We start from the raw sequence: 23,249 nt of genomic DNA, 5'->3' as shown, positions 1-23,249 counted from the left end.
TCGTGTCGCCGCGTGGTGGAGCATCCCCCGGATCGCCAATCGGATTGGCGGGCCATCGTTCCCGACGATGGATTGGTAGGCGCCGCGCACACCAATCATCGCCAGCGCTAGACCGAGCAGCTGTGCGACTATTCCGACGAACGCGACCCAGACCACGAACGAATTCTCGCGCTTGGTCCGCTACAGGCCGCGGATGCGACAGCTGGCTCGACCACGTCGAGACCTACGTCGATAGCTGGGGCAAGACCATCACGTTGGGGCGTGTTCCACGAGCCGAGTCCGCCCTAGTGATCCCTAGTACTGGGTGGACTGAGTAACACCCAGCGGACACGTCGATCGCGAAACCCCTGGTCAGCGGGACTCAGCAACACTCACCGGCACTCAGAGACCTGGGGAGGGTGAACCACGACATCTTCGAAGGCACCGAGCAGATCCAGCAGCTGGTGATCAGCCGGGCCATCTCTGGCCTGCGTATCGAGTGATTCTGCGGGATCCTGAGCGGCCGGCGACTTCGGTCGCCGGCCGGTTGTCCCGGTGCGTCAGCCGGCCGTGAAGAGACCGATGGCGCCGCGCCCCGGGAAGTTGAACGCGTGGTTGACGAAGGCGTAGGTGCCGTCCTCCGCGGCTCGCATCTCGATGACGGCGCCCTGCGCCGGAGCGAGATCGACGGCTTGGGCGCCCCAGTTGCCCTCGTTGCCGGCGGCGAGATGCACCCCTTCCTTGATCACGTCGTGGAAAATCGTGCCGACGACGTGGAACGAGGTGTCGATCGACGGGCCGACGTTGAGGACGAACATCCGCACGTCCTCCCCGGTCGCGATGTCGATGGGGGAGTCGGCGTACTGGCCCGCCACCCCGTTGAACATCTGGAAGTCGGGAGCCGGGGCTGCCTGGTTCGCCGCTGCGAACGAGCCGGGCTCGCCCTGGGGGCCGAGGTACCACTCGCTCTGGACGAAGAAGAATTCGTCGTCGACCGGGGGCAGGCCCTCCTCGGGTTCCACGATCACCATGCCGAACATGCCGTTGGCGATGTGATGCAGCACCGGTGCCGTGCCGCAGTGGTACATCCAGACGCCGGCGTAGTCGGTGGTGAACTCGTAGACGAGATCCTCACCGGGGGCGATCGAGGCCATCTCGTCGTCCATCGACACCTGGGATGCGTGGAAGTCGATCGAGTGTGACACGCTCGCTTTGGGAGGATTGACCAGGTGGACCCGCACGGTGTCGCCAACCCGCGTGCGGAGCACGGGGCCGGGCACGTCGCCGCCGAATGTCCACACGAGTTGCTCGAAGCCATCGGCCACGGTCATCAGCTTCTCCTCGATCACGAGTTCGACCTCGATCAGATCGCCGCCATTCGGGGCGCCGCCCGCGACCAGCGTGACGCCGTCACCTTCGCCTCGCGCCGGTGGGCGCGGGTCACGGATCACGGCGGGGGCGGCATCGGGGTTGGCGTTCACCGATGGCGTGGCGGCGTCGGTCGCGTGGCCTTCGGCATCGGCTGCCGCCGGCGGCGTCTGACCAGTGCTGACGAAACCCACCATGCCGGCGTCCTCGTGGCCGGGGATCGAGCACCAGTAGCGGATGCCTTCTGCGGGGACCGTGAATTCGAACTCGACGGATTCGCCGGCCGCAGCGACGATCGGATCACCGCCTTCGAAGGTGATGTCGTGCTCGATGTCGCCGTCGTTGACGAGAACGCCGGAGTACGTGCCGGGTTCTGCGGTGAAATCTGCAGGAGCGAACATGAACTCGCCGGCGTAGAACTCGACGGTGTCGCCGGGCGAGATCTCGCTGACGGATGCGGCGGCCGCGCCGGCGCCGCTTCCGGCCGCTGCTCCTCCGCTGATCCGTGCCGCAGGACCGTCGTCGGCACAGGCCGCTGCCGCGACCGTGGTGAGCGCGAGCAGGGCGGCGACCCCGACGCTGGTGAGATTCCGGTTCATGGTTGAACACCTTTCTGCTGGTTGGCGTTGGCGTGTTCGGTGGTGATCGATGCCAGCGACGTCGATGCGAGCTCGTAGGTCAGTGCTGACCGTGCCCGGAGCCAGGTCTCGTGGACGGCGCACGGTTCCGGAGCGGGGCAGGGGCGGTTGGCCATCACGCACCGTCCGTCGTCCGTCGGGCCTTCGACGGCTTCGATGATGTCCAGCAGCGAGACCGTCCCGAGGTCGGCGACGAGCCGGTGGCCGCCGGTCGGGCCGGGGGCCGAGTGCACCCAACCGGCCTTGGTGAGCGGCCCGATGACATGTGCGAGATACGCCGCAGTGGTCCCGACGCTCTCGGCGAGATCGGCGGCCCTCCAGCGTTCCCCGTCGGTCAGGGCGGCGATGGTGCGCAGCGTCAGATCGGTTCTCGGCATCAATTCGAGCTTCATGATCTATGAATCATGGACTCATAGATTCATGGTCGGCCAGGGCCGAACGTCCTCTCGGGCGCCGGGTGGCACATGGCGAGCGCCGTCCGGTGCGACCCCGGTCGGGTCAGGGGGTGGCGGCGCCCGTGATCGATCGCAGCGCGACGACCGCGGCGGCGCGGCTGTCGACCCGGAGCACTCGGAACACCGTCTCGAGGTGCTTCTTCACGGTGCCCTCGGAGATGTCGAGCGACCGTGCCAGCTGCGAGTTCGTCCCTCCGGTCCGTGCCAGAGCGATCGCCACATCGGACTGACGGGGCGTGAGCCCGAGATCGATCAGCGGCGTCGCCGCGGCGGGCTCCTCGCCCAGCCGTCGGATCAGCAGCACCGTCGGCCCGACCGGGACCGGCTGCACCGCGCACCGCCAGCGCTCGCCGTCGACCGTGACGTCGTGGCTGTGCGTGTTGTCGAACAGGTCGCCGTAGCGGGGGAGGAGCGCGACCACCTCGGCGGGAATGCGCCCGTCGCGAGCGAACGCCGCGGCGGCCGATTGCGACGACGAGGCTTCGACGACGCCGTCGGAGCGCACCGTCAACACGGTCCACCCGCCTTCCCGGTCGGTCTCGACGGCCATGGCGCTGGCCCGCTCACGATCGACCATGTGGCGGTGGTGCATCGCGAGGTGCGGCGCCAGGGCATTCATGGCCGCGACGTCGCGGTCGCTGAACTCGCCGAGCGCCTCGCTCCGATTGAGCGCCGGTCCGACGATCACGTCGGGGGGCGACGGGAGGCGGATGGCGAGCTGGTATCGGACACCGAACGGCTCGAAGAACTCGCGGTAGATGTCGGTGTCGGTGAGATCGTCGCCGCCCGGTACGTCGCAGAACCGGATCGCCCCGATCCCCGCCTGCTGCTGCGCGGCAAGGATCAACGGGTGCTGATGGGCCAGCCGGTCGTAGATCGGCCGGAGGGAGGCCGCGAGCGGTTCGTCGTCCGGCGGGAACATGACGTGGCGGAAGTCGCCCGTCGCCAGGGTCATGTCGTTGAACGAGGCACCGTCGGAGGGGATCAGCGTGACGAGGAGTTCGAGCACGGCCTCGACGTCGGGTGCAGGGTCGGTCGCCAACGCGGCCGCAATCTCGAGGACCGCATGGACATCGCGTTCGTCGAGCACCACCGGCAGCGATCGTACTGTGCTGCCCTCGTACTGTGCTGCCCTCGTGCTGTGCTGCCCTCGTACTGTTACGTCGAACGACGTATTGCCGCATGGCGCAGACCGCGTGCAGCCTGATGAGATGGCGAAGGTTCGTACCCTGTTCATCTCGGCGGTGCTCCTGGGGGTGACCGCGTGCGGCTCCAGCGACGACAACGGGGCGTCGGGCGAGTCGGCTGCCAACACCGACGGCAGCGCCGACAGCGCTGACACGGCTGATGCCGCTCCGGCCGACGAGCCGGCGACGGGCTCGCGCACCGGAACGCTGACCCTCGACGACGGGACCGCCTTCACGCTCGAGATGACGACGTGTGAGACCTCGGAGAACGGTGCCGCGGGGTTCTTGATCGAGGACGGCTTCGACCTGTTCGGGCGCACGTCCGACGGCGAATTCACCGTGCAGCTGATCCGTGCCGGCTTCGACGAGGACTCGGTCATCGACACCTCCGTGCTCGAGGGCGAGTTCGACGACGAGGGCAAGAACGCCGGGCTGCTGTACACCGAGGGGAGCGAAGTGCTGGTGGCGACCGTCGACGGTGGCAACGTGTCCGGCACCGTGACGCTCAAGCCGATCGGGCCGAACCGTCCCTACGGCGACGAGATCGGCGCCACGTTCGACGTCGACTGCTGACCGCCGGCTCGCAACAGCGTCAGCGTTCGTCGGCTGCGGCGCGCTCGAGGCCGTCGAGGACGAGGCCGAGTCCGAACTCGAACTCGTCGCCGAAGTCGTACCCCGGCTGGAGCACGTGACCGATCGTGAACTCGGTGAGGTGCGGGAACAGATCGGCCGGCATCGCCTCGGCGATCGACCCCGCGAGTTCGCTCATCTCCTCGCCGCCGGTCGCCGGCAGCGACGCCTCCTGGAGGGCGAACCCGTACAGGAACGCGTCGAGGACGGCGTAGGCATGGCCGGTGAGCCCGAGCGAGAACCCGGCGTTCCGGAAGCAGCCGACCACCGCGTCGTGGTGGCGGAGCGTCGCCCTGCCCGGCGTGGTGCGGGTCTCCATCAACGGGGACGCCCACGGATGCCGGGCGAGCGCCCGGCGCATCGAATGCGACCTCACGATGATGGCGGACCGCCAGTCGAGATCGGTGGGTGGCAGTTCGATCTCCGCGAAGACGTGGTCGACCATCCCGTCGATGATCGCCTCCTTGTTGGCGACGTGGTGGTAGATCGCCATCGGCTTCACGTCGAGCGCTTCGGCCAGGCGCCGGATCGTCAGCGCATCGATGCCGATCTCGTCAGCGAGCGCAACGGCACCGGCGATGACGCGCTTCGGCGTCAGGGGCCGGCGTGCCGTCTCGTTCTCGACGCTCGACGCGTCGTGCTGCTGCCGTGGCATCGATCTCTCCCGTCGGGTTCGCCGTCGAGCGTACTATGTACGGTCGATGTCGCCACGGTGCTCCGTCAGGCGGTGCTCCGTCAGCTGGTGACCGACCTGGCGTGGCTGTCGCAGCGCCAGCAGCGCCGATCCGGATCGAGCTCTTCGAGGTGCACGGCGAGTCGGCGTGGATGCACCACCTGCGGCTTGCCGCGCACCGGCGAGATCCGGATGGCGAGGACGTTCGAACCGTCGGCGACCTCGACCTCGACGACCCGGCCGGGGATCGCGGGCAGATCCTGTCCGCTGTCTTCGTGGACGAGGACGTGATCGCCCACCTCGAGCGCGTTCCACTCCTGACGGATCACGTGGGGACCCCGACGGGGATCCATGGGTTGCTGGGCATGTCGACTCCTCGAACCGTTCGGCTCGGGTCGAGGCGTCGAGCCTGCACGGGGCGACAGCGCTACCGGCCATCCTGCCCAAGCGGGGCGACTCATCCCAAGGGCGGTCACCCTACCGGGCGCACCGATGCCACGGGGCGGCACCGTTCAGTGTGGCGCCGGCGTCCGGTCGTCGCTCGACCCGGCGGGGAACGTGAGTGCCACCACGACGGCTGCCAGCAGGTAGCAGGAGCCGACGAACAGCCACGCCCACCGGAACTGGCCGATGTCGGGATCGATCGACACGTCGGCGAGCAGCGCCACGATCACCGAGATCCCGAGGGCGTAGCAGACCTGCTGCGTGGTCCGCACCGTCGCGTTCGCCGTACCGAATTGGTTCGGGCTCACGTCGGCCAACCCGGCGCTCGCCCACGTGGCGATCGTCGCCCCGACGCCCACACCCACGAGCAACGACGTGGGGACGTACACGGTCCACGTCGCCGGCGTCTCATCGAGGGTGACGAGGAAGGAGAGGTTGCCGACGGCGCACGCGGCGCTCCCGGCAGCCAGGATCCACCGGTGGCCGATGCGGTCGGCGAACCGACCGGCGAACGGTGAGATCATCGCGGCGAGCAGCGGTGAGGCGATCAGGGCCAGGCCGGTCGTGCGGAGCGACTCGCCCCACAGCTCCTGGAGCAGCAGCGAGTTCGCGAGGAACCCAGACGTGAACGCCATCGAGTAGAACGCGAGTGCGGCGTTGGTGCTCGAGAACGAACGCAGGCGGAACAGGTCGAGTTCGATCAGCGGCTCCGGCTGGACACGCGACCGGCGGATCAGGAGTGGGATCATGGCCGCACCGACCAGGAAGATCGCGATCACGCGGGGGTCGGCGAGCCCCGCGGACTCGGCTCGCACGATCGAGAACATGATCAGCCCGACGCCCAGGGTGCCGATCGGCACGCCGATCAGATCGACCTTCCCGGTCGCGTGCTCGTTCTTCGACTCCTGGAGCAGCCGAGGTGCGAGGACGAGCACGAGGGCCGAGATCGGCACGTTGATCCAGAAGATGCCGCGCCACGACCACGCGTCGGTCAAGAATGCTCCGAGGGCGGGTCCGACGACCGCACCGAGCGCGCCCGTCGCCCCGGTGAGGCCGATGACGGTCGCCCGCTTGTTGGGCGGGAAGGCGGGGAGCACGACAGCGATCGCCGTGGGGGAGATGATCGCGCCACCGATTCCCTGCACGACGCGAGCAGCGATCAGGAACCCGGCGCTCGGCGCGAGCGCGCTGAGCATCGAACCGATGACGAAGATCCCGACGCCCGGGATGAACAAGCGTTTGCGGCCGAGGCTGTCGGCGTACCGCCCGGCGACGAGGAGCAGCGACGCGACGGCGATGTTGTAGCCCGAGATCACCCAGCCGAGCGTGGACTCGGGCACACCGAAATCGTCACGGATCGACGGAAACGCCACGTTGACCGCAGACACGTCGATGACGACGAGGAAGAAGACGAGCGTGGTCACCACGACGGCGGCCCACGGATTCCGGCCGGTACCGGTCGGAGGGGCCGGCGCGGTGTGCATCGGGATCGGACTCTACGCAGGGGAGTCCGCTCGACGCCTACGGAGCGTGGTGAGGACCTTGACCCGAACTTGTGGGGGATCTGGTAACGAACCCCCGCGCCGGACCGATGTCTCTGTGGAACGCCACGAAAGGTCTGCCCTCATGATTCCTCTGTTCACCACGCTCGCAAAGACCCTGGCCGGCAAGGTCGCACTCGGTGCGGCCGTCGCGACGATGGGGGTCGGTGCGGCCGCGGCCGCCGGCGCCGAGATGCCGTCGCTCTCGAACGTCGCCCAGGAGGAGACGGCCGAGATGACCGGCGAGGGCTCCGACGAGGAATCGGGTGAGCAGGGCAGCGACGAGCAGTCCGATGAGCAGGGTAGCGACGAGCAGTCCGGTGAGCAGGGCAGTGACGAGCAGTCCGGTGAGCAGGGCTCCGGTGAGGAATCTGGTGAGCAGAGCAGCGACGAGCAGTCGGGCGCGGGCGAGACACACGGCGCGGTCGTGTCCGAGTTCACGAAGACCACGGACTTGATCGGCTGCGAGAAGGGTCAGGCGACCGCGGCGGTGGCACGGGGCGACGTCGATCCGTCCGCACCGAGCCTCGACGACGACCTGGCGCCGTATCTCGCCAAGTGCGGCGATGACGCGACCGACGACGCCGTCGACGACGACGACGCCACCGAGGAGGTCGAAGGCGCCGACGACGAGGCCGGCTGGAAGGACGTTCGAGACGACGCCAAGGCAACCTGGCACGACGCGAAGGATGCCTACGTCGCGGCCTGCGGCGACGGCGACGAGCGCTCACCCCAGTGCGCGGCGATGCAGGCTGAACTCAAGCAACTGCACCACGACGGCAAGGCCGAGTGGAAGGACGTCCGCGACGCCGAGCATGCCGAACGCAAGGCCGACCGGGCCGCCGAGAAGTCGGAGCGTGCGGCGTCGAAGAGCTCAGGCAAGGGCAAGTCGGGCAAGGGCTGAACCCGCTCGAGTCGGTTCGCCCCGCGGCGGCCGTCGGCGCGGATTACCGTCGGTCCGATGACCGACCCGACGATCGACGGTGTTCTGGCCGCCAACCAGGCGTTCTACGACGCACATGAAGCGCGAGACCTGGCAGCGATGGCGGCGGTCTGGGAACACGACGATCGGACGGTCTGTGTGCATCCGGGCTGGCCGATCTTGCGGACGTGGCCGCTGATCGAGCAATCGTGGCGTCAGATCTTCGCCGGTCCGGGCCGCAACCAGTTCATCCTCACCAACGAGGCCGTCGCGATCGACGGTGACACCGCATGGGTCACGCTCGACGAGAACCTGGTCGAGGGCGGCATGACCGGCACCGTGGCGGCCACCAACCTGTTCATGCGCACCGACGGCGTGTGGAAGCTGGTCGTGCACCACGGTTCGCCGGTCGTCGGCTGAGCGGTCGTTGCGAGCAGCCGAACCGATCAGAGTTGGCGGCGCGATTCCGTCCAGGTGAGGCCCTGCTCGACGTTGATGTCACGCGGGAGGCCGAGCACCTGCTCGGCGATGATGTTGCGTTGGACGGCGAACGTGCCGCCGCCCACCGTGAGGGCCGGTGCGAACAGGAAGCCGTAGTGCCACACCGGGTCGACGTCCGGATACTCCCCTTTGCCGCGCGGGAAGTTGATCTCGGTGGCGCCGGTCTGGGCGCCGGTCGGCAGGTTGCCGACCGGGCCCGAGCCGGCGATCATGCCGTGGGCACCGGCCACCCGCTTGGCCAACGCCATCACGTGCTGACCGTGCTCGTCGCCCATGATCTTCTGGATCGATGCCTCGACGCCAGGTGTCTTGCCCTGCAGTCGGGCGCTCAGCGTGCGCAGCCGTCCCAGCCGCAACACTTCGGACTCGATGTGCAAGCGGGCGAACCGCTGTCGCTCGATCGGGTCGGCGACGCCGCCGGCGTCCCGCACGAGGTCGATGAGGTGGTCGGCGGTGGGGCCGGTCCCCCACATCGACCCGGCCGACGACAGCGACACGCGCTCGTTGGCCAGCGTGACCTTGGCCAGCTTCCAGCCGTCACCCTCCTCGCCGACGAGGTATTTCGCAGGCAGTCGGACGTCGGTGAAGAAGGTCTGGTTGAACGAGTGCGCGGTGGTCATGTCGACGATCGGGCTCAGCTCGATGCCGGGCAGGTCCATCGGCACGATGAAGTACGAGATGCCCTTGTGCTTCGGCACATCGGGATTCGTGCGGGCGATCAGGATCCCGAACTTCGAGTGGTGGGCGCCGCTCGACCAGATCTTCGAGCCGTTGACGACGTACTCGTCGCCGTCGCGCACGGCACGCGTGCCGAGACTCGCGAGGTCGGACCCCGAGTCGGGCTCGCTGAACAGCTGGCACCAGACCTCGTCGCCGGTGAAAATCGGTTCGAGGAATCGTTCCTTCTGCCACTCGCTGCCGGCGAGGTAGATCGTCGGAGCCGCCCACCCGACGCCGATCGCGTTCGTGGCGACCGAGGTCTTCGTGACCCCGGCGCGCTTGAGCTCGTCGTCGATGATGAGCTGGTGCATCGGGTCGGCCCCGAGTCCGTACGGAGCCGGCCAGTGCGGCACGATGTACCCGCCCTCGTGCAAGGTGGCGTTGCTCGGTTCGGGGTGCTCGGCGAGCCACTCCCGGACCGCCACGCGGCGTGGGTCGTCGTCGGCAGGCAGATCGAAGTCCATCAGTCGTTCCCTTTCGGCGCTGGTCCGGTCGTCGGGGTGCCTGCGAACGCCTGGGCCTTGCTCATCCAGTCGGTCGCTCGCTCGCCGGTGACCTCCAGCTCGGTGTCGGCGACGTGGCGGCGCTGTGTGACGACCAGACAGAAGTCGTTCGCGGGCCCGACGACGGAGTCCTCGGCGTCGCCGGGGCCCCACGTCCACACCTCGCCCGACGGTGCGGTCAGCTCGACGCGCACGTCGCCCTCCGGGGGTGGTTCGCCGCGGACCAGGTAGCTCCAGCCGCGCGTGATCACCCCGAGTTGGGCGATGTGGCGAATCCGATCGGTCGGCTCACGATCGACACCGAGCGCGTCGCAGATGTCCTGCCCGTGGGCCCAGGCCTCCATCAGCCGGGCGGTCAGGAACGACTTCGAACCCATCGACGGTCCGTACCACTCGACACGGGATTCGTTGGTGAGCCCGCGAGCGGCGGCTTCGAGATCGAGCCGGGCACTGCGCCAGGTGAGGAGCCGGGCGGCCGGCTCACGCTCGCGGAACTTGCCGAGCGTCGCTTCGTCGACGGCGAGTTCATCGGCGAACGAACTCAGCAGTTCGGCCTTGTGCTCGGCGAACCCGGCCGGGTCGACGATCGCCAATGCCGCGCTCGTATCGAAGTACGTGAGATGGCCGAGTTGATCGGTGACCGTCCAGCGAGGGCTCGGTGTCGGGGTGTCGAACTGCTCGGCGTCGATGTCGCCGACGACACGATCGAGCGCCTCCTGTTCCGCGACGAGATCGTCGAGTACTTCGCTGACGTCCATGGAACCTCCCGGGCGGTACCGATACGTGCCGGACGGTACCAGAGCGGCCCCGGCGGCTCCGAGGCCGGCTCGATCAGTCGCCGAGCCGGATGGCGAGGAGGGCGATGTCGTCGGTCAACTCGCTCGCATAATCGAGGATCGCGGCCGACAGCGTGTCGATGAGCTCGCGTGGCGAGCCATGTGCCGGGAGTGTTCTGACGATCGCGGTGAGCGCCTCGTTGCCGAGGAGATCGTCGTCGGCGTTGCGGCACTCGGTGGCCCCGTCGGTGAACGCGATCAGCGTGTGCCCGTACGGCAGGCGGTGCGTGTGTCCACCGTAGGCCACGTCGTCGGTGACCCCGAGTGGCGGACCGTCGGGTGCGGGAAGTACGTCGACCGCTCCGTCGGGATCGATCGTGATGATCGCCGGATGCCCGGCCGACGAGGTCTGCACCTCGACCCCGTCGTCGTCGGGGGTCAGCACCATCGCCGAGGCGGTGGCGAACCGACCGTGTTCGGATGCGGATCTCAGCAACTCGGCGTTGCACTCACCGAGGATCGCCGCGGGGTCACCGCTCATCTCGACGGCGCGCCGGAGTGAGTCGCGCACGACGACCGTGATCTCGGCGGCGGCCGCGCCGTGTCCGCACACATCGCCGATCGCGACGAGCGATCGTCCGTCGCCGAGATCGATCGCGTCGTAGAAGTCGCCGAGGAGCACGCTGTCGGACGCCGCCTGGTGCCACCCCGCTATCTGGAGTCGGTGGAGCGGCGGGAACTCGGCCGGCATCAGGCTCTGACGCACCAGTTGGAGTTGTGCCTCGTCGACGCCCAGCCCGTTCGGACCACTGCGACGAGCCACCTCGAAGTTGACGCTCGAGGCGAGGGTGCGGAGGATCTGCCGATCGCGCTCGGTCCACTCGCGAGTCCGTTGGTCGACGACGCAGAAGGTCCCGAGGGTCATGCCCTCGAGCACGACGGGACATCCGGCCCACGCCTTGACACCCATCGACTCGATCGACGGGTTGCTCGCTGTGGTCGGGTGGTGCACCGCATCGTCGATGATGAGCTCGTCGCCGATCTCGATGACGTACTGGCAGAACGAATCGCTCACCGAGTTGGCCCGAGTCCCGTCGGCGATGCCGTGCGTCGACTTCCAGAACGACCGCCGATCGTCGACCACAGTCATGAACGCGAACGGGGCGTCGAGGACCTCGGCGGCAAGCCGGGTGAGTTCGTCGAAGGTGGCCTCGCGACGGGAATCGAGCAGCCCGGACTGCTCGACCGCCGCGAGCCGCGCCGGATCGAGAATGGCGTCGCTGGGCACCCGGAGATCGTATCGCATCACCTCCGGATGCGGTACCGGTTGACGCCATTCGGTACCGAGCCCTACGGTCTCGCCCGTGCCGAAGATCCTGAGGTCCCGTCTCGACACGCGCACGGACGACCATCGGGCGAATGTCGCCGCGATGGAGGCGCTGTGGGCCGACGTCGAGCACCTCATGCAGTCGGTGCCGTCGATCGGCGGGCAGCGCTACGTCGATCGTCATCGCAAGCGTGGCAAGATGCTGCCGCGCGAACGCATCGAGCAGCTCGTCGACCCCGACACGCCGTTCCTCGAACTGAGTGCCTTGGCCGGGTGGGGGAGTGAGTTCCCGATCGGTGCCGGGTCGGTCGCCGGCATCGGCATCGTCGAGGGGGTCGAGTGCGCGATCGCGGCGAGCGACATGACGTACCGGGGTGGGTCGATGAACCCGCGGTCGGTCGACAAGAACATGCGGTTCCACGAGATCATCCGTCGCAACCGGCTGCCGTGGATCAACCTCAACGAGTCGGCCGGAGCCGACCTGCCCCACCAGGCCGACATCTTCATCCGTGGCGGTGAGGGCTTCAAGAACCAGACGCAGCTCTCGAAGCTGGGGATCCCCACGATCACCGCCGTGTTCGGGCCCAACACGGCCGGTGGCGCGTACACGCCCGGGATGAGCGACTACACGATCTTCGTGAAGGAGCGCGGCACCGCCTACCTCGGTGGCCCGCCCCTGGTCAAGATGGCGATCGACGAGGTCGTCGACGAGGAGACGTTGGGCGGCGCCGAGATGCACGCCCGCACGAGCGGGCTGAGCGACTACCTCGCCAACGACGAGATGGACGCGCTGCGCATGGTTCGCGACGTCGTGCGTCACCTCCGCTGGCAGAAACTCGGACCCGGCCCGACCGAGCCGGCCGACGACCCGGTCCACGACGTGAACGAACTGATCGGGTGCGCCTCGGCCGACGTGCGGATCCCGTTCGACATCCGCGAGATCTATGCCCGCGTGCTCGACGGCAGCCGCTTCGAGGAGTTCAAGCCCCTGTACGGCGACAAGCTCGTGTGCGGCTGGGGCTCGGTCCACGGCTTCCCGGTCGGCCTGATCGGCAACAACGGCATCCTGTTCTCCGAAGAGGCCAAGAAGGGGGCGCACTTCATCCAGCTGTGCAATGCGACCGACACACCGCTGGTGTTCCTGCACAACATCACGGGGTTCATGGTGGGATCGAAGGCGGAGCAGGGCGGCATCATCCGCAACGGCGCCAAGCTGATCAACGCCGTCTCCAACAGCGAGGTGCCGCACTTCTGTCTGATGGTCGGGGCCTCGTACGGCGCCGGCAACTACGGCATGGCCGGCAAGGCGTACGACCCTCGCTTCATCTTCTCGTGGCCGAACCACAAGATCGCCGTCATGGGCGGTCGTCAGCTCGCCGGCGTCATGGACATCGTCGCCCGCAACGCTGCGGCCGGACGAGGGATCGACGTCGACGAGGCCGACCTCGACACCAAGAAGCAGGCGCTCGAAGCCCAGATCGAGAGCGAGTCGTCGGCGCTGTACTCCACCGGCCGGGTCTGGGACGACGGCATCATCCACCCCAACGACACCCGCACGGTGCTCGGCCTGGCGCTGTCGGCGGCACACAGCAACGTGGTGCAGGGCACGCGCGAGTACGGGATCTGGCGGCACTGATGCGGATCCTGATCGCGAACCGCGGCGAGATCGCCTGCCGCATCGCACGCACCGCGCACCGGATGGGCATCCCGACCGTCGGCGTGTACTCCGAGCCCGACCGCAACGCGCTGCACGTCGACTCGGTCGATGTCGCGGTGGCGCTCGGCGGGTCGACGCCGGCCGAGTCGTACCTGCGCGGCGATGCCGTGATCCGGGTGGCACTCGACCACGGCGCCACGGCGGTGCACCCCGGCTACGGGTTCCTCGCCGAGAACGCCGACTTCGCACAGGCGGTGAGCGATGCCGGGTTGATCTGGATCGGTCCGACCCCCGATCAGATCCGACTGCTCGGCGACAAGGTCGCGGCCAAGCGAGCGGCGCTCGAGGCCGGCGTGCCGACGACCGACATCATCGAGGCTTCACCCGACGACGTGCCGAGCGGTCTCCCGATGCCGGTGCTGGTGAAGGCCGCAGCCGGCGGCGGTGGGCGTGGCATGCGGGTGGTGCACGATGCCGCCGACCTGCCGGACGCCGTCGCGGCGGCGGCGCGCGAGGCCGCATCGGCGTTCGGTGACGGCACCGTCTTCATCGAGCCGTACATCGAGCGAGGCAGACACGTCGAGGTGCAGATCTTCGGCGACACCCACGGCAACGTCATCCATCTGGGCGACCGCGAGTGCTCGATCCAGCGGCGCAACCAGAAGGTGGTCGAGGAGGCGCCGTCGCCCGGCATCTCCGACGCGACCCGCCGTCGTCTCCACGACGGAGCGCTCGCGCTGGCGCGCCACGTCGGCTACGTCGGCGCCGGCACGGTCGAGTTCATGGTCGGCGACGCGGGCGACGGCGGCGCGCCGACGATCACGTTCCTCGAGGTCAACACCCGGCTCCAGGTCGAGCACCCGGTCACCGAGGCGATCACCGGGCTCGATCTGGTCGAGATGCAGATCCGCGTCGCCGACGGACATCCGATGCCGCTCGCACAGGACGACATCATGTTCACGGGCCACGCGATCGAGGTCCGGCTCGTCGCCGAAGACCCGGCCGCCGGTTGGCTGCCGTCGACCGGTCACATCGCCGAGTTCGACATCCCGGGGGACGTCAGGGTCGACACCGGGTTCCGCGCCGGCAGCGAGGTCTCGTCCGACTACGACTCCCTGCTCGCCAAGGTGATCGCCCACGACGCGGATCGCGGCGTGGCGGCAGGCCGGATCGCCAGGGCGTTGCGGGGCTCACGCATCGCAGGGGTCCGCACGAACGCCGCTGCGCTCTCGGCGATCATGGACGAACCCGACTTCCGCGCGGGTGCCACGTTCACCAGCTACCTCGCGGATCACCCGGCGGTCGAGTCGGCCGCCGGCCCGGACGGCGACGACCGACTGGCGCTGCTGCTGGGCGGCGTGTTCGCCGACGAGATGCGGCACCGCGCCGCCGACGCCGTCACCGGATTCGCCCCGTCCGGGTGGCGCAACCTGCGCACGCGGGGGCAGCGACGAACGTGGCTCCTCGACGACGACGAATACGAGATCGAGTACGTGCTGACGGGCGACGCTGCCACGGCGCTGGTCGGTGCACCTCCCGTCGCCGGAGCCGACGGCTCGCTGCCCGACGACCCCCGTCGCGCCGTCGCCGTTCGGCTGCTCGACCGGACACCCGACCGCCAGGTGGTCGAGCTCGACGGGGCCCGCCATGTGGTCGACGTCCGGTTCGACGGCGACATGATGCGCACGGCCGGGCCGTCCGGCTCGCTCGTCTGGCAGCGCCCACCACGGTTCGTCGACCATGACGACGTCGCGGCCGGGGGTGGCCCGATCTGCCCGTTGCCCGGCACGGTGATCGCCGTCCACGTCGACGACGGCGCCGAGGTCGCCGAAGGACAATTGCTGATGGTCGTCGAGGCGATGAAGATGGAGCACCGGATCCTCGCGCCGGCTGCGTCGACGGTGACCCAGGTCCGGTTCGGCGTCGGTGACCGAGTCGACACCGGCGATCTGCTCGTGGCGCTCGACGTCGCTGACGGAGGGGAGTGACGTGTCCGACCCGATCCGGATCGCGAACTGTTCGGGGTTCTTCGGCGACCGCCAGTCGGGTGCCGCGGAGATGGTCGAGGGCGGGCCGATCGACGTCCTGACCGGTGACTGGCTGGCCGAACTGACGATGCTGATCCTGAGCCGGATACGCGCGAAGAAGCCGGGCGGTGGGTTCGCGTCGACGTTCGTCCGTCAGATGGACGATGTGATGGGCCCGTGCCTCGACCGTGGCATCAAGGTCGTCTCCAACGCCGGGGGCCTCGACCCTGCCGGCTGCGCCGAGGCCGTGCACGAGGTCGCCGACCGGCTCGGGCTCTCACCGACGATCGCCTACGTCGACGGCGACGACCTCCTGCCCCGGATCGACGAACTGGCCGAGTCGGGCGCACTCCGACCCTTCGACGAGCACGGCGACCTCGGCGACGTCGGCCGCTACCTGACGGCGAACGCGTACCTGGGGTGCTGGGGCATCGTCGAAGCGCTCCGCAGCGGTGCCGACATCGTGATCACCGGCCGGGTCACCGACGCCGCCGTGGCCTGCGGCCCGGCCGCCTGGCACCACGGCTGGGCCCGGGACGACTGGGACCGGCTCGCCGGCGCGGTCGTGGCCGGGCACGTGATCGAGTGCTCGGCGCAGACGACGGGCGGCAACTACTCGTTCTTCACCGAAGTCCCCGGCATCGAACGCCTCGGCTTCCCGTGGGCCGAGGTCGCCGACGACGGCTCGTGTGTCATCGGCAAGCACGACGGCACCGGCGGGCAGGTCTCGATCGGCACCGTCACCTCGCAGCTCCTCTACGAGATCGGCGGTGCCCGCTACCTGGGCCCCGACGTCACGGCACGGTTCGACACGATCCGGCTCGAACAGGTCGAACCCGACCGGGTGCGCATCTCCGGCACGGTCGGCGAGCCACCACCGCCGACGCTGAAGGTCGCGATGAACGAACTCGGAGGCTTTCGCAACACCCTCGGCGTGGCGCTCACCGGGCTCGACATCGAGGCCAAGGCCGAGGCGGCAGCGGCGGCCTTCTGGCGGGCGTGTCCGCACGATCCCGACGACTTCGACGCCGTCAGCTCGCGCGTCATCCGCACCGATCACGACGATCCGACGTCCAACGAGGCGGCGACGGCGCAGTGGCGACTCACGGTGAAGGACGCCGACGAGCGCAAGGTCGGGCGCGCCTTCTCCAACGCCTTCGTCGAGACGGCGTTGGCGAGCATCCCAGGGTTCTACGGTCTGACGGGTGGTCCCACCGCCGCGACACCGTACGGCGTGTACCGGCCGGCGACCGTTCCCGCCGATCTCGCCCCGGCGTACGTGCACGTCGACGGCCGAACGACCGAGATCGGCTCGGTGGCTCCGGCGCTGGGCGTCGAGGCGCCGATCCCGACGGACACGCCGGGGACGCCCGTGACGCACGCGCCGACGACCCGTGCACCGATCGGTCGGGTGATCGGCGCACGGTCCGGCGACAAGGGCGGCAACGCCAACCTCGGTGTCTTCGCCCGAACGGCGGATGCGTTCGCGTGGCTCGACGCGTTCCTCACCGTCGAACGGTTCCGGGAACTGTTGCCCGAGACCGCCGAACTGCGTGTCGAGCGCCACGACCTCGCCAACCTGTGGTCGCTGAACTTCGTCGTGCACGGGTTGCTCGACGAGGGCGTCGCCGCATCGACCCGCATCGACGGGCAGGCCAAGAGCCTCGGCGAGTGGCTCCGGGCTCGCGTGGTCGATGTGCCGACGTCGCTGCTGGCCTGACGTGCGCTGGATCATCGACGGCAACAACGTGTTCGGGTCGCGGCCCGACGGATGGTGGAACGACCGTGACGCCGCCGCACGACGATTGGCGCAGTCGGTCGCCGAGTGGTGTCGCACCCACGATGACGAGGTCGCCCTCGTGTTCGACGCGCCGGTGGCGCCCACGACGTTCGAACTCGGCGGCGGGAACCTGACGATCGTCGAGTCGCGTCGCCGCGGGCGTAACGCCGCCGACGACCGGATCGTCGAGTTGGTACGCGAGCTCGACGACGAACCGCAGGTCGTCACCTCGGATCGCGGGCTCCGGGCCAGGCTGCCCGACCGTGCACGGGTGATGGGTTCCGGTCGTTTCCTGTCGATGCTCGACGCGTAGTGTCCTCGGGATGGCACGGATCAACGGCATCGAGGTTCACTTCGAGGACACGGGTGGTGACGGGCCGGCGGTGCTCTTCAGCCACGGGTTCCTGATGGACCACACGATGTTCGACCGCCAGGTCGAGGCGCTCCGCGACCGGTATCGGTGCATCCGATGGGACGAGCGCGGCTTCGGCGGCACCAGGGCCGACGGCCCGTTCACCTACTGGGACTCCGCCGCCGACGCCGTCGCACTGCTCGATCATCTCGGGGTCGAGTCGGCCGTGTTCGTCGGGATGTCGCAGGGAGGCTTCCTCTCGTTGCGCGCTGCGCTCGCGCATCCGGATCGAGTGCGTGCGGTCGTGTTGATCGACTCGGCGGCCGACGTCGACGACGACGAGACGATCCAGGGGTACCAGGGCATGCTCCACGTGTTCGAGCACGGCACCGACGACGACCGGGCGGGCGTCTTCGCCATCGTCGCCGGTCTGATCCTCGGCGACGACGACCTGGCGGCCGACTGGATCCCGAAGTGGATGGCGATCGACAGCGACCAACTGGTCCTCGCCGGCGGAGCCCTGCTCGGCCGGGACGACGTGAGCGGCCGGGTCGGGGAGATCTCCTGCCCGATCCTCGGCGTCCACGGCACGGACGATCAGGCGATCGCGATCGAGCGGGCCGAGGCGCTCGCTGCATCGTCGACCGACCATCGGGGCATCGTGAAGGTCGACGGCGCCGCTCACGCCCCGAACATGACCCACCCCGACGTGGTCAATCCTGCGCTCGCCGAGTTCCTCGCCGCGCTCTGACGGCGGGCGGCGATGCGCTTCGTGCACACGACGATCGAGGCAGCGGCGCCGGCGGCGGCGGTGTGGGACGTGCTCGTCGATCTCGACCAGTGGCCGGGGTGGGGGCCGACCGTGCGCGCCGCAGAACTCGACCGCGGCGGTCGGCGACTGCGCGCCGCCGCTCGTGGGACGGTGACCACGGCCGTCGGCGTCAGCGTCCCGTTCGTCGTGACCCGGTGGGTCGCCGGCGAGCGGTGGTCGTGGGACGTCGCCGGGATGCCGGCCACGAGTCATTCCGTGCAGCCGCTCGGTGCCGATCGTTGCGCACTGACGTTCGGGGTGCCGTGGTTCGCGGCGCCGTACCTGGCGGTGTGCCGGGTGGCGGCCGAGCGGATCGCCGATCTCGCCGCTCCGACTCCGGAGTGACGGTCGCTCGGTCGACGCAGACCGCCCGCTGATCGAGTGGCAACCGCTCGCTCGACAGCGAGTTGATGGGAGCGTCGGGGCCGGAGGCGGGTTCGAGCGGCGGGCGGCGACGGCCTCGGAGCATCGCCTCCATCCTGCCGATGGGGTCAGCGGGCCCGTTGGCGGAGGTGTCGCACGAGTTCGATGACGCCCGTCATCGCCAGGGCGGCACCGAACGCGACGAGGAACGCCATGGTGTGGTTGTCCTCGAACGCCTGCCCGCCGAGGTAGCCGAGGAGCCCGGCGTACGTGGCCCAGATCACGACGGCGAGTGCGACCCAGCCCATGAACCAGCGACGCGGTTGGGCGGTGATCCCCGACGTGACGGTGAGTGCGGTGCGGCCGCCGGGGATGAAGCGGGCGGTGATCAGGAGGAGCCCGCCCCGGACCCGGATCTGTTCGTCGGCCCAGGCGAGCTGTCGTCCGAGCTTCGGGCGGGTGCTCGCCCGACGGCGGATGAATCCGCTCAGCCGATCGCCGAGCAGGTAGGCCGTGTTGTCGCCGAGGAAGGCGCCGACCGCTCCGGAGGCGATGACGGCGAGCAACTGCTGTTCTCCGATGCCGGCGGCGACCCCACCGATGATGACCATGGTCTCGCTGGGCACGACGGGTACGACGGAGTCGAAGAACGCCACGGCGAAGATGATGGCGAGGAAGTACCAGTTCGACGAGAAGTCGGCGAGCCAGTCGGAGACGTCCGTGAAGACGTTGGCGAGGACAGCGGCGAGCATTGTCGCTGCACGCTACCGGGTCGGCCCGTTGGCGGGGGTCGGCTCAGCCGGGGCTGATCGCCGACGGGTGCAACCCGGCGACCGAGGTGCGGATACCGCGATCGAACACCGACGACCAGTCGACCTGGTTGTTCCCGACCGAGAAGATCTCGAGCGTCACGAGCCCGTGGCAGGACGCCCACAGCCAGGCGGCGACGACCATTGCCTCGTGCCCGTCGTCGCTGCGCACCTGGTCGGCGTCCTGGCCCAGTCGAACACGCTCGGCGATGACCGCGAGACCGGAGCGAGCCAGCTCGGCGGCTCGAGCCGACGGTGCGAACTCGTGGATGGCGGTGCGGAACATCACCTTGTAGTACGTGGGATTCTCGAGCGCGAATCGGCGGTACGCGTTCGCCATCGCGACGAGGTCGGCCGCGAAGTCGCCGGTGGTCGGGACGGCGTCGATGGCGGCGTACATCCGCGAGAAGCCGTCGATGTAGAGCTCGTCGATGACGCCGTCCTTCCCCCCGAACCGGGAGTACACGTTCATCGTGCTCATTCCGGCCTCGGTGGCGATGCGTCGCACGGTGAGCGCTTCGGAGCCGTGTTCGGCCAGCAGACGGTGTGCGGCCTCGAGTAACGCCAGGCTCGTCTCGTCGTGGTTCGATTGCATGAGAAATATGTCCTCTGTTCGCGCAGGGGGCGGCGGAACGTTCACGCTGACGTGTCATGGTCACGTGAACACAAACGAAGCTATGCGCTCGGACTGGCGGCGAACCGGTCCATTCGCACCATATTCCGTACTTTTCTCGCGAATGGCAGGCGACCGAACGCTCTGCGTGGCGAACCGTTCGGTGTGGCGACGGACCGCAGTGATTGTGTCGGCAACGACCTCGTCCCGCCCGCCGCCGACCCGCCACGGCCGCACGCGAACCTCTACGATCGGTCCATGCGAGTCGAGGTGAACGCGGATCTCTGCCAGGGGCACAATCGCTGTTATGCGCTGGCGCCCGAACTGTTCGACGTCGATGATTACGGCACGGCGGTCGTCATCGGCGACGGCACGGTGACCCCGGAGTTGGAGGAGAAGGCCAAGCTGGCCGTCGCCAACTGCCCCGAGTATGCGATCACGATCATCGAATGACGAGCGCATACGGCCCCGTCAGCGACTGGGCGAACGACATCGACCACGCCGAACCCGAGTACAACGAACGCGCCCACGAGATCTGGGACGAGCTCCGTGAAGGCGGCTGTCCCGTCGCCCACACCGACCGCTACGGCGGCATGTGGGCACCGCTCACGCACGAGTACGTCAAAGAGGTCGCGTACGACACCGAGAACTTCACGAGCCGTGGCGTCGTGGTCAACACCGGGCGCCCGATCGCCGAGGCACCGGTCGGGCCGGCACCGCCCATCACGAGCGATCCGCCGTTCCACCAGCATGCGCGCCGGTTGCTGCTCCCGCCGTTCTCGCCCAAGGCGATCAACCCGTGGGAGCCCGAGATCCGGCGGCTGTGCAACCAGCTGCTCGACGAGATGGGCGAGATCGAGCCCGGCGAGACGATCGTCGACGCGGCGCTCCAGTACGCGCAGCACATCCCGGTCAACGTGATCTCGCGCATGCTCGGCTTCCCGGTGGAGGACGACGACTACTTCCGCCGTTGCGTGCACGAGTTCCTCGAACTCGTCAACGTGCCCGTCGAGGAACGCGAACAGAGCGACCTCCATCTCGACGCGTACCTCGATCGCCAGATCGAAGAGCACCGGCAAGATCCACGCGACGACCTCACCACGTACCTCCTCAACGCCGAGATCGGTGGCAACAAGCTCAGCCACGAGCACGTGCGCGGGTCGATGGTGCTGCTGTTGATCGCGGGCATCGACACCACCTGGAGCGCGATCGGGTCGTCGATCTGGCATCTCGCTTCACATCCCGACGACCTGCAGCGGCTGGTCGACGAGCCCGACGTGATGCTGTTCGCGCTCGAAGAGTTCCTGCGGGCCTACGCGCCCGTGACGATGGCCCGGCTCGTCGCCAAGGACCACGACTTCCACGGTTGTCCGATGAAGGAGAACGAGTGGGTCCTCCTGCCGTTCCCGGCGGCCAACCGCGATCCCGAGTTCTTCGACGACGCCGGCGGGTTCGTGATCGACCGCGAAGCCAATCGACACGCGGCGTTCGGGTTGGGCATCCATCGGTGCCTCGGCTCCAACCTCGCCCGCCTCGAACTCAAGATCGCCATCGAAGAGTTCATCGTGCGGTTCCCTGCGTTCGAGTTGGCCGGGTCGACCCGCTGGAGTGTCGGTCAGATCCGCGGACCGCGCGAGCTGCCGATCCGGGTGCTCGACACCGCGTGACCGCCGACGATGCGCCGTCGCTGTTCCCCGCGGCGGAACGTTGGGCCGCGCAGCTCGAAGGATGGGGCATCCCGCAGGAGATCCTCGACCAGGCACCGGAATCGCCGTGGTTCCACGATCCGGGCCGCTTCGATGTCGACGACACCCTGACCCGTGACGGCCTGTCGGCACGATGGGCGCGCGAAGTGCTGCCGCCGCTCGGTGGCACGGTGCTCGACGTCGGGTGCGGCGGCGGGCGCTCAGCGATCCCGCTCGTACCCCCTGCGACCGAGCTGATCGGTGTCGACGCCAGCGGCGCGATGCTCGACGGGTTCGTCGCCGCAGCTGCCGAGGTGGGCGTCGCCCGACGCACCGTGCACGGCGAGTGGCCCGACGTGGCAGGTCACACACCGGTCGCCGATGTCGTGGTCTGCCACCACGTCGTCTTCAACGTGCCCGAGATCTTGCCGTTCGTGTTGGCGCTCACCGATCACGCGCGGCTCGCGGTGGTGGTCGAACTCCCGACCGCACATCCGATGTCCGCGTGGTCGGCGGCGTGGGAGCACTTCTGGGGTGTGACCCGTCCGCCGGGGCCGACCGCCGACGATTTCGTCGCGGTGCTGCGCGAGATCGGCGTTGATCCCGAGATCGAGGTCAGCCGCCGGAACCCGCTGTCGCGCTCGGCAGCCGACCCCGCCGTGTTGGTCCCGACGGCGCGGCGCAGGCTCTGCCTCCCGGCGTCGCGCGACCAGGAGTTGGCGACGTGGCTGGACGCGAACCCGCCCGTGTTCGTCGCGCAGGTGGCGACGGTGCGCTGGCCCGGCGCGGCCGAGCCGGTCGGTTGAATCAGCCGAGCGAGCAGCCGAGCGCCGCGGCAGCGAGGCCGAGTACCACCGTGCCGACGAGGATGACCAGTCGGATGCGTCGGGGTGCCTCGGCGAACTCGAGCGCGAACGTGGAGAACGTCGTGAGGCTGCCGAGCAGGCCGGTGCCGACCACGATCACGGTCGCTTGCCCGGGTTCGGCGGCGACGAGGAGTCCGAGTGCGAACGCACCGAGCACGTTGAGCGCCATGGTGCCGCGCCATCCGGTGCCGAGTCGGTTGACCTGATGCCGGGCCACGGCACCGCCGGCCGCCGCCAGCACGAACCACATCGCGGTCATCGCTGCGGCGGGTCCTCGGCTCGGGTCAGCTCGACCGCCCCGAGCCCGACGATCAGCGATGCCCCGATGTAGACGAGGGCGGTGGCACCGTGACCGCTGTCGAGCAGCGTTCGTGTCTCGACGGCGAACGCCGAGAACGTCGTGAACCCGCCGAGTCCGCCGACGACGACCGCCAGCCAGGCATCGGATCCGCGCGTCAGCCGATGCGTCGCCAGGCCGATCAGGAGACAACCGACGACGTTGGCGATGAACGTCGCCCATGGGAATCCGCCGTCGGTACCGGTGACGACCTCACCGACGCCCCAGCGGGCGCCGGCACCGATCGCGCCGCCGGCGGCGACGACCAGCAGGGAACGCATTCGG

General features: G+C 69.0%; 25 protein-coding genes. 12 read left to right on the top strand and 13 right to left on the bottom strand.

The genetic code is table 11. The features are described 5' to 3' along the window. Positions 1 to 539: 539 nt before the first annotated feature. The 3 genes from R8G01_08885 to R8G01_08875 all read right to left on the bottom strand — a co-directional run bounded on the left by R8G01_08885 (position 540) and on the right by R8G01_08875 (position 3,533). Positions 540 to 1,946, bottom strand: coding sequence for a multicopper oxidase domain-containing protein (locus R8G01_08885; GenBank protein MDW3214096.1), 1,407 nt, complete (start codon positions 1,944 to 1,946; stop codon positions 540 to 542). Then, positions 1,943 to 2,377, bottom strand: a complete 435-nt coding sequence (locus R8G01_08880; GenBank protein ID MDW3214095.1) for an Rrf2 family transcriptional regulator — start codon at positions 2,375 to 2,377, stop codon at positions 1,943 to 1,945. Before R8G01_08880 ends, R8G01_08885 begins: the two co-directional genes overlap by 4 nt. Positions 2,378 to 2,483: 106 nt before the next feature. Beyond that, positions 2,484 to 3,533 carry a LuxR C-terminal-related transcriptional regulator gene (locus R8G01_08875; protein MDW3214094.1) on the bottom strand — a complete coding sequence of 350 codons (1,050 nt, stop codon included), beginning with the start codon at positions 3,531 to 3,533 and terminating at the stop codon, positions 2,484 to 2,486. A 118-nt stretch (positions 3,534 to 3,651) separates the two neighbouring features. Here R8G01_08875 and R8G01_08870 point away from each other — a divergent pair, with 118 nt between their 5' ends. Next, positions 3,652 to 4,200 (top strand): hypothetical protein, encoded by a 549-nt coding sequence (locus tag R8G01_08870; protein MDW3214093.1) that lies wholly within the window; start codon positions 3,652 to 3,654, stop codon positions 4,198 to 4,200. A gap of 19 nt (positions 4,201 to 4,219) precedes the next feature. Here R8G01_08870 and R8G01_08865 read toward each other — a convergent pair whose 3' ends face one another. The 3 genes from R8G01_08865 to R8G01_08855 all read right to left on the bottom strand — a co-directional run bounded on the left by R8G01_08865 (position 4,220) and on the right by R8G01_08855 (position 6,858). Further along, positions 4,220 to 4,912: a TetR/AcrR family transcriptional regulator gene (locus tag R8G01_08865; protein ID MDW3214092.1), complete on the bottom strand. Its 693-nt coding sequence runs from the start codon at positions 4,910 to 4,912 to the stop codon at positions 4,220 to 4,222. 80 nt (positions 4,913 to 4,992) lie between these two features. Then, positions 4,993 to 5,259: a hypothetical protein gene (locus tag R8G01_08860; protein ID MDW3214091.1), complete on the bottom strand. Its 267-nt coding sequence runs from the start codon at positions 5,257 to 5,259 to the stop codon at positions 4,993 to 4,995. A gap of 183 nt (positions 5,260 to 5,442) precedes the next feature. Beyond that, positions 5,443 to 6,858: an MFS transporter gene (locus R8G01_08855; protein MDW3214090.1), complete on the bottom strand. Its 1,416-nt coding sequence runs from the start codon at positions 6,856 to 6,858 to the stop codon at positions 5,443 to 5,445. 142 nt (positions 6,859 to 7,000) lie between these two features. Here R8G01_08855 and R8G01_08850 point away from each other — a divergent pair, with 142 nt between their 5' ends. Continuing rightward, positions 7,001 to 7,819, top strand: a complete 819-nt coding sequence (locus tag R8G01_08850; GenBank protein MDW3214089.1) for a hypothetical protein — start codon at positions 7,001 to 7,003, stop codon at positions 7,817 to 7,819. Positions 7,820 to 7,876: 57 nt separating this feature from the next. Beyond that, the gene (locus R8G01_08845) at positions 7,877 to 8,257 is read left to right on the top strand and encodes a nuclear transport factor 2 family protein (protein MDW3214088.1); all 381 of its coding nucleotides are present in this window, start codon (positions 7,877 to 7,879) and stop codon (positions 8,255 to 8,257) included. Between the two features lie 26 nt (positions 8,258 to 8,283). Here the strand turns inward: R8G01_08845 and R8G01_08840 are convergent, their stop codons facing one another. The 3 genes from R8G01_08840 to R8G01_08830 form a co-directional block, all read right to left on the bottom strand. Continuing rightward, positions 8,284 to 9,522, bottom strand: a complete 1,239-nt coding sequence (locus R8G01_08840) for an acyl-CoA dehydrogenase family protein (GenBank protein ID MDW3214087.1) — start codon at positions 9,520 to 9,522, stop codon at positions 8,284 to 8,286. Further along, positions 9,522 to 10,319, bottom strand: coding sequence for a TIGR03084 family metal-binding protein (locus tag R8G01_08835; GenBank protein MDW3214086.1), 798 nt, complete (start codon positions 10,317 to 10,319; stop codon positions 9,522 to 9,524). Before R8G01_08835 ends, R8G01_08840 begins: the two co-directional genes overlap by 1 nt. 73 nt (positions 10,320 to 10,392) lie before the next feature. Next, positions 10,393 to 11,625, bottom strand: a complete 1,233-nt coding sequence (locus R8G01_08830; GenBank protein ID MDW3214085.1) for a GAF domain-containing SpoIIE family protein phosphatase — start codon at positions 11,623 to 11,625, stop codon at positions 10,393 to 10,395. A 76-nt stretch (positions 11,626 to 11,701) separates the two neighbouring features. Here R8G01_08830 and R8G01_08825 point away from each other — a divergent pair, with 76 nt between their 5' ends. From R8G01_08825 to R8G01_08800, 6 genes are read left to right on the top strand one after another with little or no spacing between them, the layout of a single operon-like run. Next, positions 11,702 to 13,300: a carboxyl transferase domain-containing protein gene (locus R8G01_08825; protein MDW3214084.1), complete on the top strand. Its 1,599-nt coding sequence runs from the start codon at positions 11,702 to 11,704 to the stop codon at positions 13,298 to 13,300. Continuing rightward, positions 13,300 to 15,309, top strand: coding sequence for a biotin carboxylase N-terminal domain-containing protein (locus R8G01_08820; GenBank protein MDW3214083.1), 2,010 nt, complete (start codon positions 13,300 to 13,302; stop codon positions 15,307 to 15,309). Before R8G01_08825 ends, R8G01_08820 begins: the two co-directional genes overlap by 1 nt. Before the next feature lies 1 nt (position 15,310). Beyond that, the gene (locus tag R8G01_08815; GenBank protein ID MDW3214082.1) at positions 15,311 to 17,068 is read left to right on the top strand and encodes an acyclic terpene utilization AtuA family protein; all 1,758 of its coding nucleotides are present in this window, start codon (positions 15,311 to 15,313) and stop codon (positions 17,066 to 17,068) included. A 1-nt stretch (position 17,069) separates the two neighbouring features. Further along, positions 17,070 to 17,441 carry an NYN domain-containing protein gene (locus R8G01_08810; GenBank protein MDW3214081.1) on the top strand — a complete coding sequence of 124 codons (372 nt, stop codon included), beginning with the start codon at positions 17,070 to 17,072 and terminating at the stop codon, positions 17,439 to 17,441. Between the two features lie 10 nt (positions 17,442 to 17,451). Then, on the top strand, positions 17,452 to 18,231 hold the full coding sequence (locus R8G01_08805) for an alpha/beta hydrolase (protein MDW3214080.1): 780 nt from the start codon (positions 17,452 to 17,454) through the stop codon (positions 18,229 to 18,231). Positions 18,232 to 18,252: 21 nt separating this feature from the next. Continuing rightward, positions 18,253 to 18,636: an SRPBCC family protein gene (locus tag R8G01_08800; GenBank protein MDW3214079.1), complete on the top strand. Its 384-nt coding sequence runs from the start codon at positions 18,253 to 18,255 to the stop codon at positions 18,634 to 18,636. A gap of 146 nt (positions 18,637 to 18,782) precedes the next feature. Here R8G01_08800 and R8G01_08795 read toward each other — a convergent pair whose 3' ends face one another. After that, positions 18,783 to 19,406, bottom strand: a complete 624-nt coding sequence (locus R8G01_08795; GenBank protein MDW3214078.1) for a DedA family protein — start codon at positions 19,404 to 19,406, stop codon at positions 18,783 to 18,785. A 43-nt stretch (positions 19,407 to 19,449) separates the two neighbouring features. Beyond that, positions 19,450 to 20,058, bottom strand: coding sequence for a TetR/AcrR family transcriptional regulator (locus R8G01_08790; protein ID MDW3214077.1), 609 nt, complete (start codon positions 20,056 to 20,058; stop codon positions 19,450 to 19,452). Between the two features lie 276 nt (positions 20,059 to 20,334). On the opposite strand from R8G01_08790, the gene R8G01_08785 reads away from it, so the two are divergent. From R8G01_08785 to R8G01_08775, 3 genes are read left to right on the top strand one after another with little or no spacing between them, the layout of a single operon-like run. Next, positions 20,335 to 20,529: a ferredoxin gene (locus tag R8G01_08785; protein ID MDW3214076.1), complete on the top strand. Its 195-nt coding sequence runs from the start codon at positions 20,335 to 20,337 to the stop codon at positions 20,527 to 20,529. Then, positions 20,526 to 21,743 carry a cytochrome P450 gene (locus tag R8G01_08780; protein MDW3214075.1) on the top strand — a complete coding sequence of 406 codons (1,218 nt, stop codon included), beginning with the start codon at positions 20,526 to 20,528 and terminating at the stop codon, positions 21,741 to 21,743. Before R8G01_08785 ends, R8G01_08780 begins: the two co-directional genes overlap by 4 nt. Next, a complete protein-coding gene (locus tag R8G01_08775; GenBank protein MDW3214074.1) occupies positions 21,740 to 22,567 on the top strand; it encodes a class I SAM-dependent methyltransferase in 828 nt (275 codons plus the stop codon). Before R8G01_08780 ends, R8G01_08775 begins: the two co-directional genes overlap by 4 nt. A 1-nt stretch (position 22,568) precedes the next feature. Here the strand turns inward: R8G01_08775 and R8G01_08770 are convergent, their stop codons facing one another. Next, positions 22,569 to 22,886 (bottom strand): CrcB family protein, encoded by a 318-nt coding sequence (locus tag R8G01_08770; GenBank protein MDW3214073.1) that lies wholly within the window; start codon positions 22,884 to 22,886, stop codon positions 22,569 to 22,571. After that, a complete protein-coding gene (locus tag R8G01_08765) occupies positions 22,883 to 23,245 on the bottom strand; it encodes a CrcB family protein (GenBank protein ID MDW3214072.1) in 363 nt (120 codons plus the stop codon). Before R8G01_08765 ends, R8G01_08770 begins: the two co-directional genes overlap by 4 nt. Positions 23,246 to 23,249: the final 4 nt, after the last annotated feature.

The organism is Ilumatobacteraceae bacterium (assembly GCA_033344875.1).
Taxonomy (GTDB): Bacteria; Actinomycetota; Acidimicrobiia; order Acidimicrobiales; family Ilumatobacteraceae; genus Ilumatobacter.
The sequence above is the reverse complement of the archived record's forward strand: the minus strand, read 5'-3'. Positions and strand labels throughout refer to the sequence as shown.

Bases quoted from the DNA above. Each gene is read 5' to 3' on its own strand.
- R8G01_08885 (MDW3214096.1), bottom strand. From the start codon at position 1,946: ATGAACCGGAATCTCACCAGCGTCGGGGTCGCCGCCCTGCTCGCGCTC.
- R8G01_08880 (MDW3214095.1), bottom strand. From the start codon at position 2,377: ATGAAGCTCGAATTGATGCCGAGAACCGATCTGACGCTGCGCACCATC.
- R8G01_08870 (MDW3214093.1), top strand. From the start codon at position 3,652: ATGGCGAAGGTTCGTACCCTGTTCATCTCGGCGGTGCTCCTGGGGGTG.
- R8G01_08865 (MDW3214092.1), bottom strand. From the start codon at position 4,912: ATGCCACGGCAGCAGCACGACGCGTCGAGCGTCGAGAACGAGACGGCA.
- R8G01_08855 (MDW3214090.1), bottom strand. From the start codon at position 6,858: ATGCACACCGCGCCGGCCCCTCCGACCGGTACCGGCCGGAATCCGTGG.
- R8G01_08850 (MDW3214089.1), top strand. From the start codon at position 7,001: ATGATTCCTCTGTTCACCACGCTCGCAAAGACCCTGGCCGGCAAGGTC.
- R8G01_08845 (MDW3214088.1), top strand. From the start codon at position 7,877: ATGACCGACCCGACGATCGACGGTGTTCTGGCCGCCAACCAGGCGTTC.
- R8G01_08840 (MDW3214087.1), bottom strand. From the start codon at position 9,522: ATGGACTTCGATCTGCCTGCCGACGACGACCCACGCCGCGTGGCGGTC.
- R8G01_08835 (MDW3214086.1), bottom strand. From the start codon at position 10,319: ATGGACGTCAGCGAAGTACTCGACGATCTCGTCGCGGAACAGGAGGCG.
- R8G01_08820 (MDW3214083.1), top strand. From the start codon at position 13,300: ATGCGGATCCTGATCGCGAACCGCGGCGAGATCGCCTGCCGCATCGCA.
- R8G01_08805 (MDW3214080.1), top strand. From the start codon at position 17,452: ATGGCACGGATCAACGGCATCGAGGTTCACTTCGAGGACACGGGTGGT.
- R8G01_08795 (MDW3214078.1), bottom strand. From the start codon at position 19,406: ATGCTCGCCGCTGTCCTCGCCAACGTCTTCACGGACGTCTCCGACTGG.
- R8G01_08790 (MDW3214077.1), bottom strand. From the start codon at position 20,058: ATGCAATCGAACCACGACGAGACGAGCCTGGCGTTACTCGAGGCCGCA.
- R8G01_08785 (MDW3214076.1), top strand. From the start codon at position 20,335: ATGCGAGTCGAGGTGAACGCGGATCTCTGCCAGGGGCACAATCGCTGT.
- R8G01_08780 (MDW3214075.1), top strand. From the start codon at position 20,526: ATGACGAGCGCATACGGCCCCGTCAGCGACTGGGCGAACGACATCGAC.
- R8G01_08770 (MDW3214073.1), bottom strand. From the start codon at position 22,886: ATGACCGCGATGTGGTTCGTGCTGGCGGCGGCCGGCGGTGCCGTGGCC.
- R8G01_08765 (MDW3214072.1), bottom strand. From the start codon at position 23,245: ATGCGTTCCCTGCTGGTCGTCGCCGCCGGCGGCGCGATCGGTGCCGGC.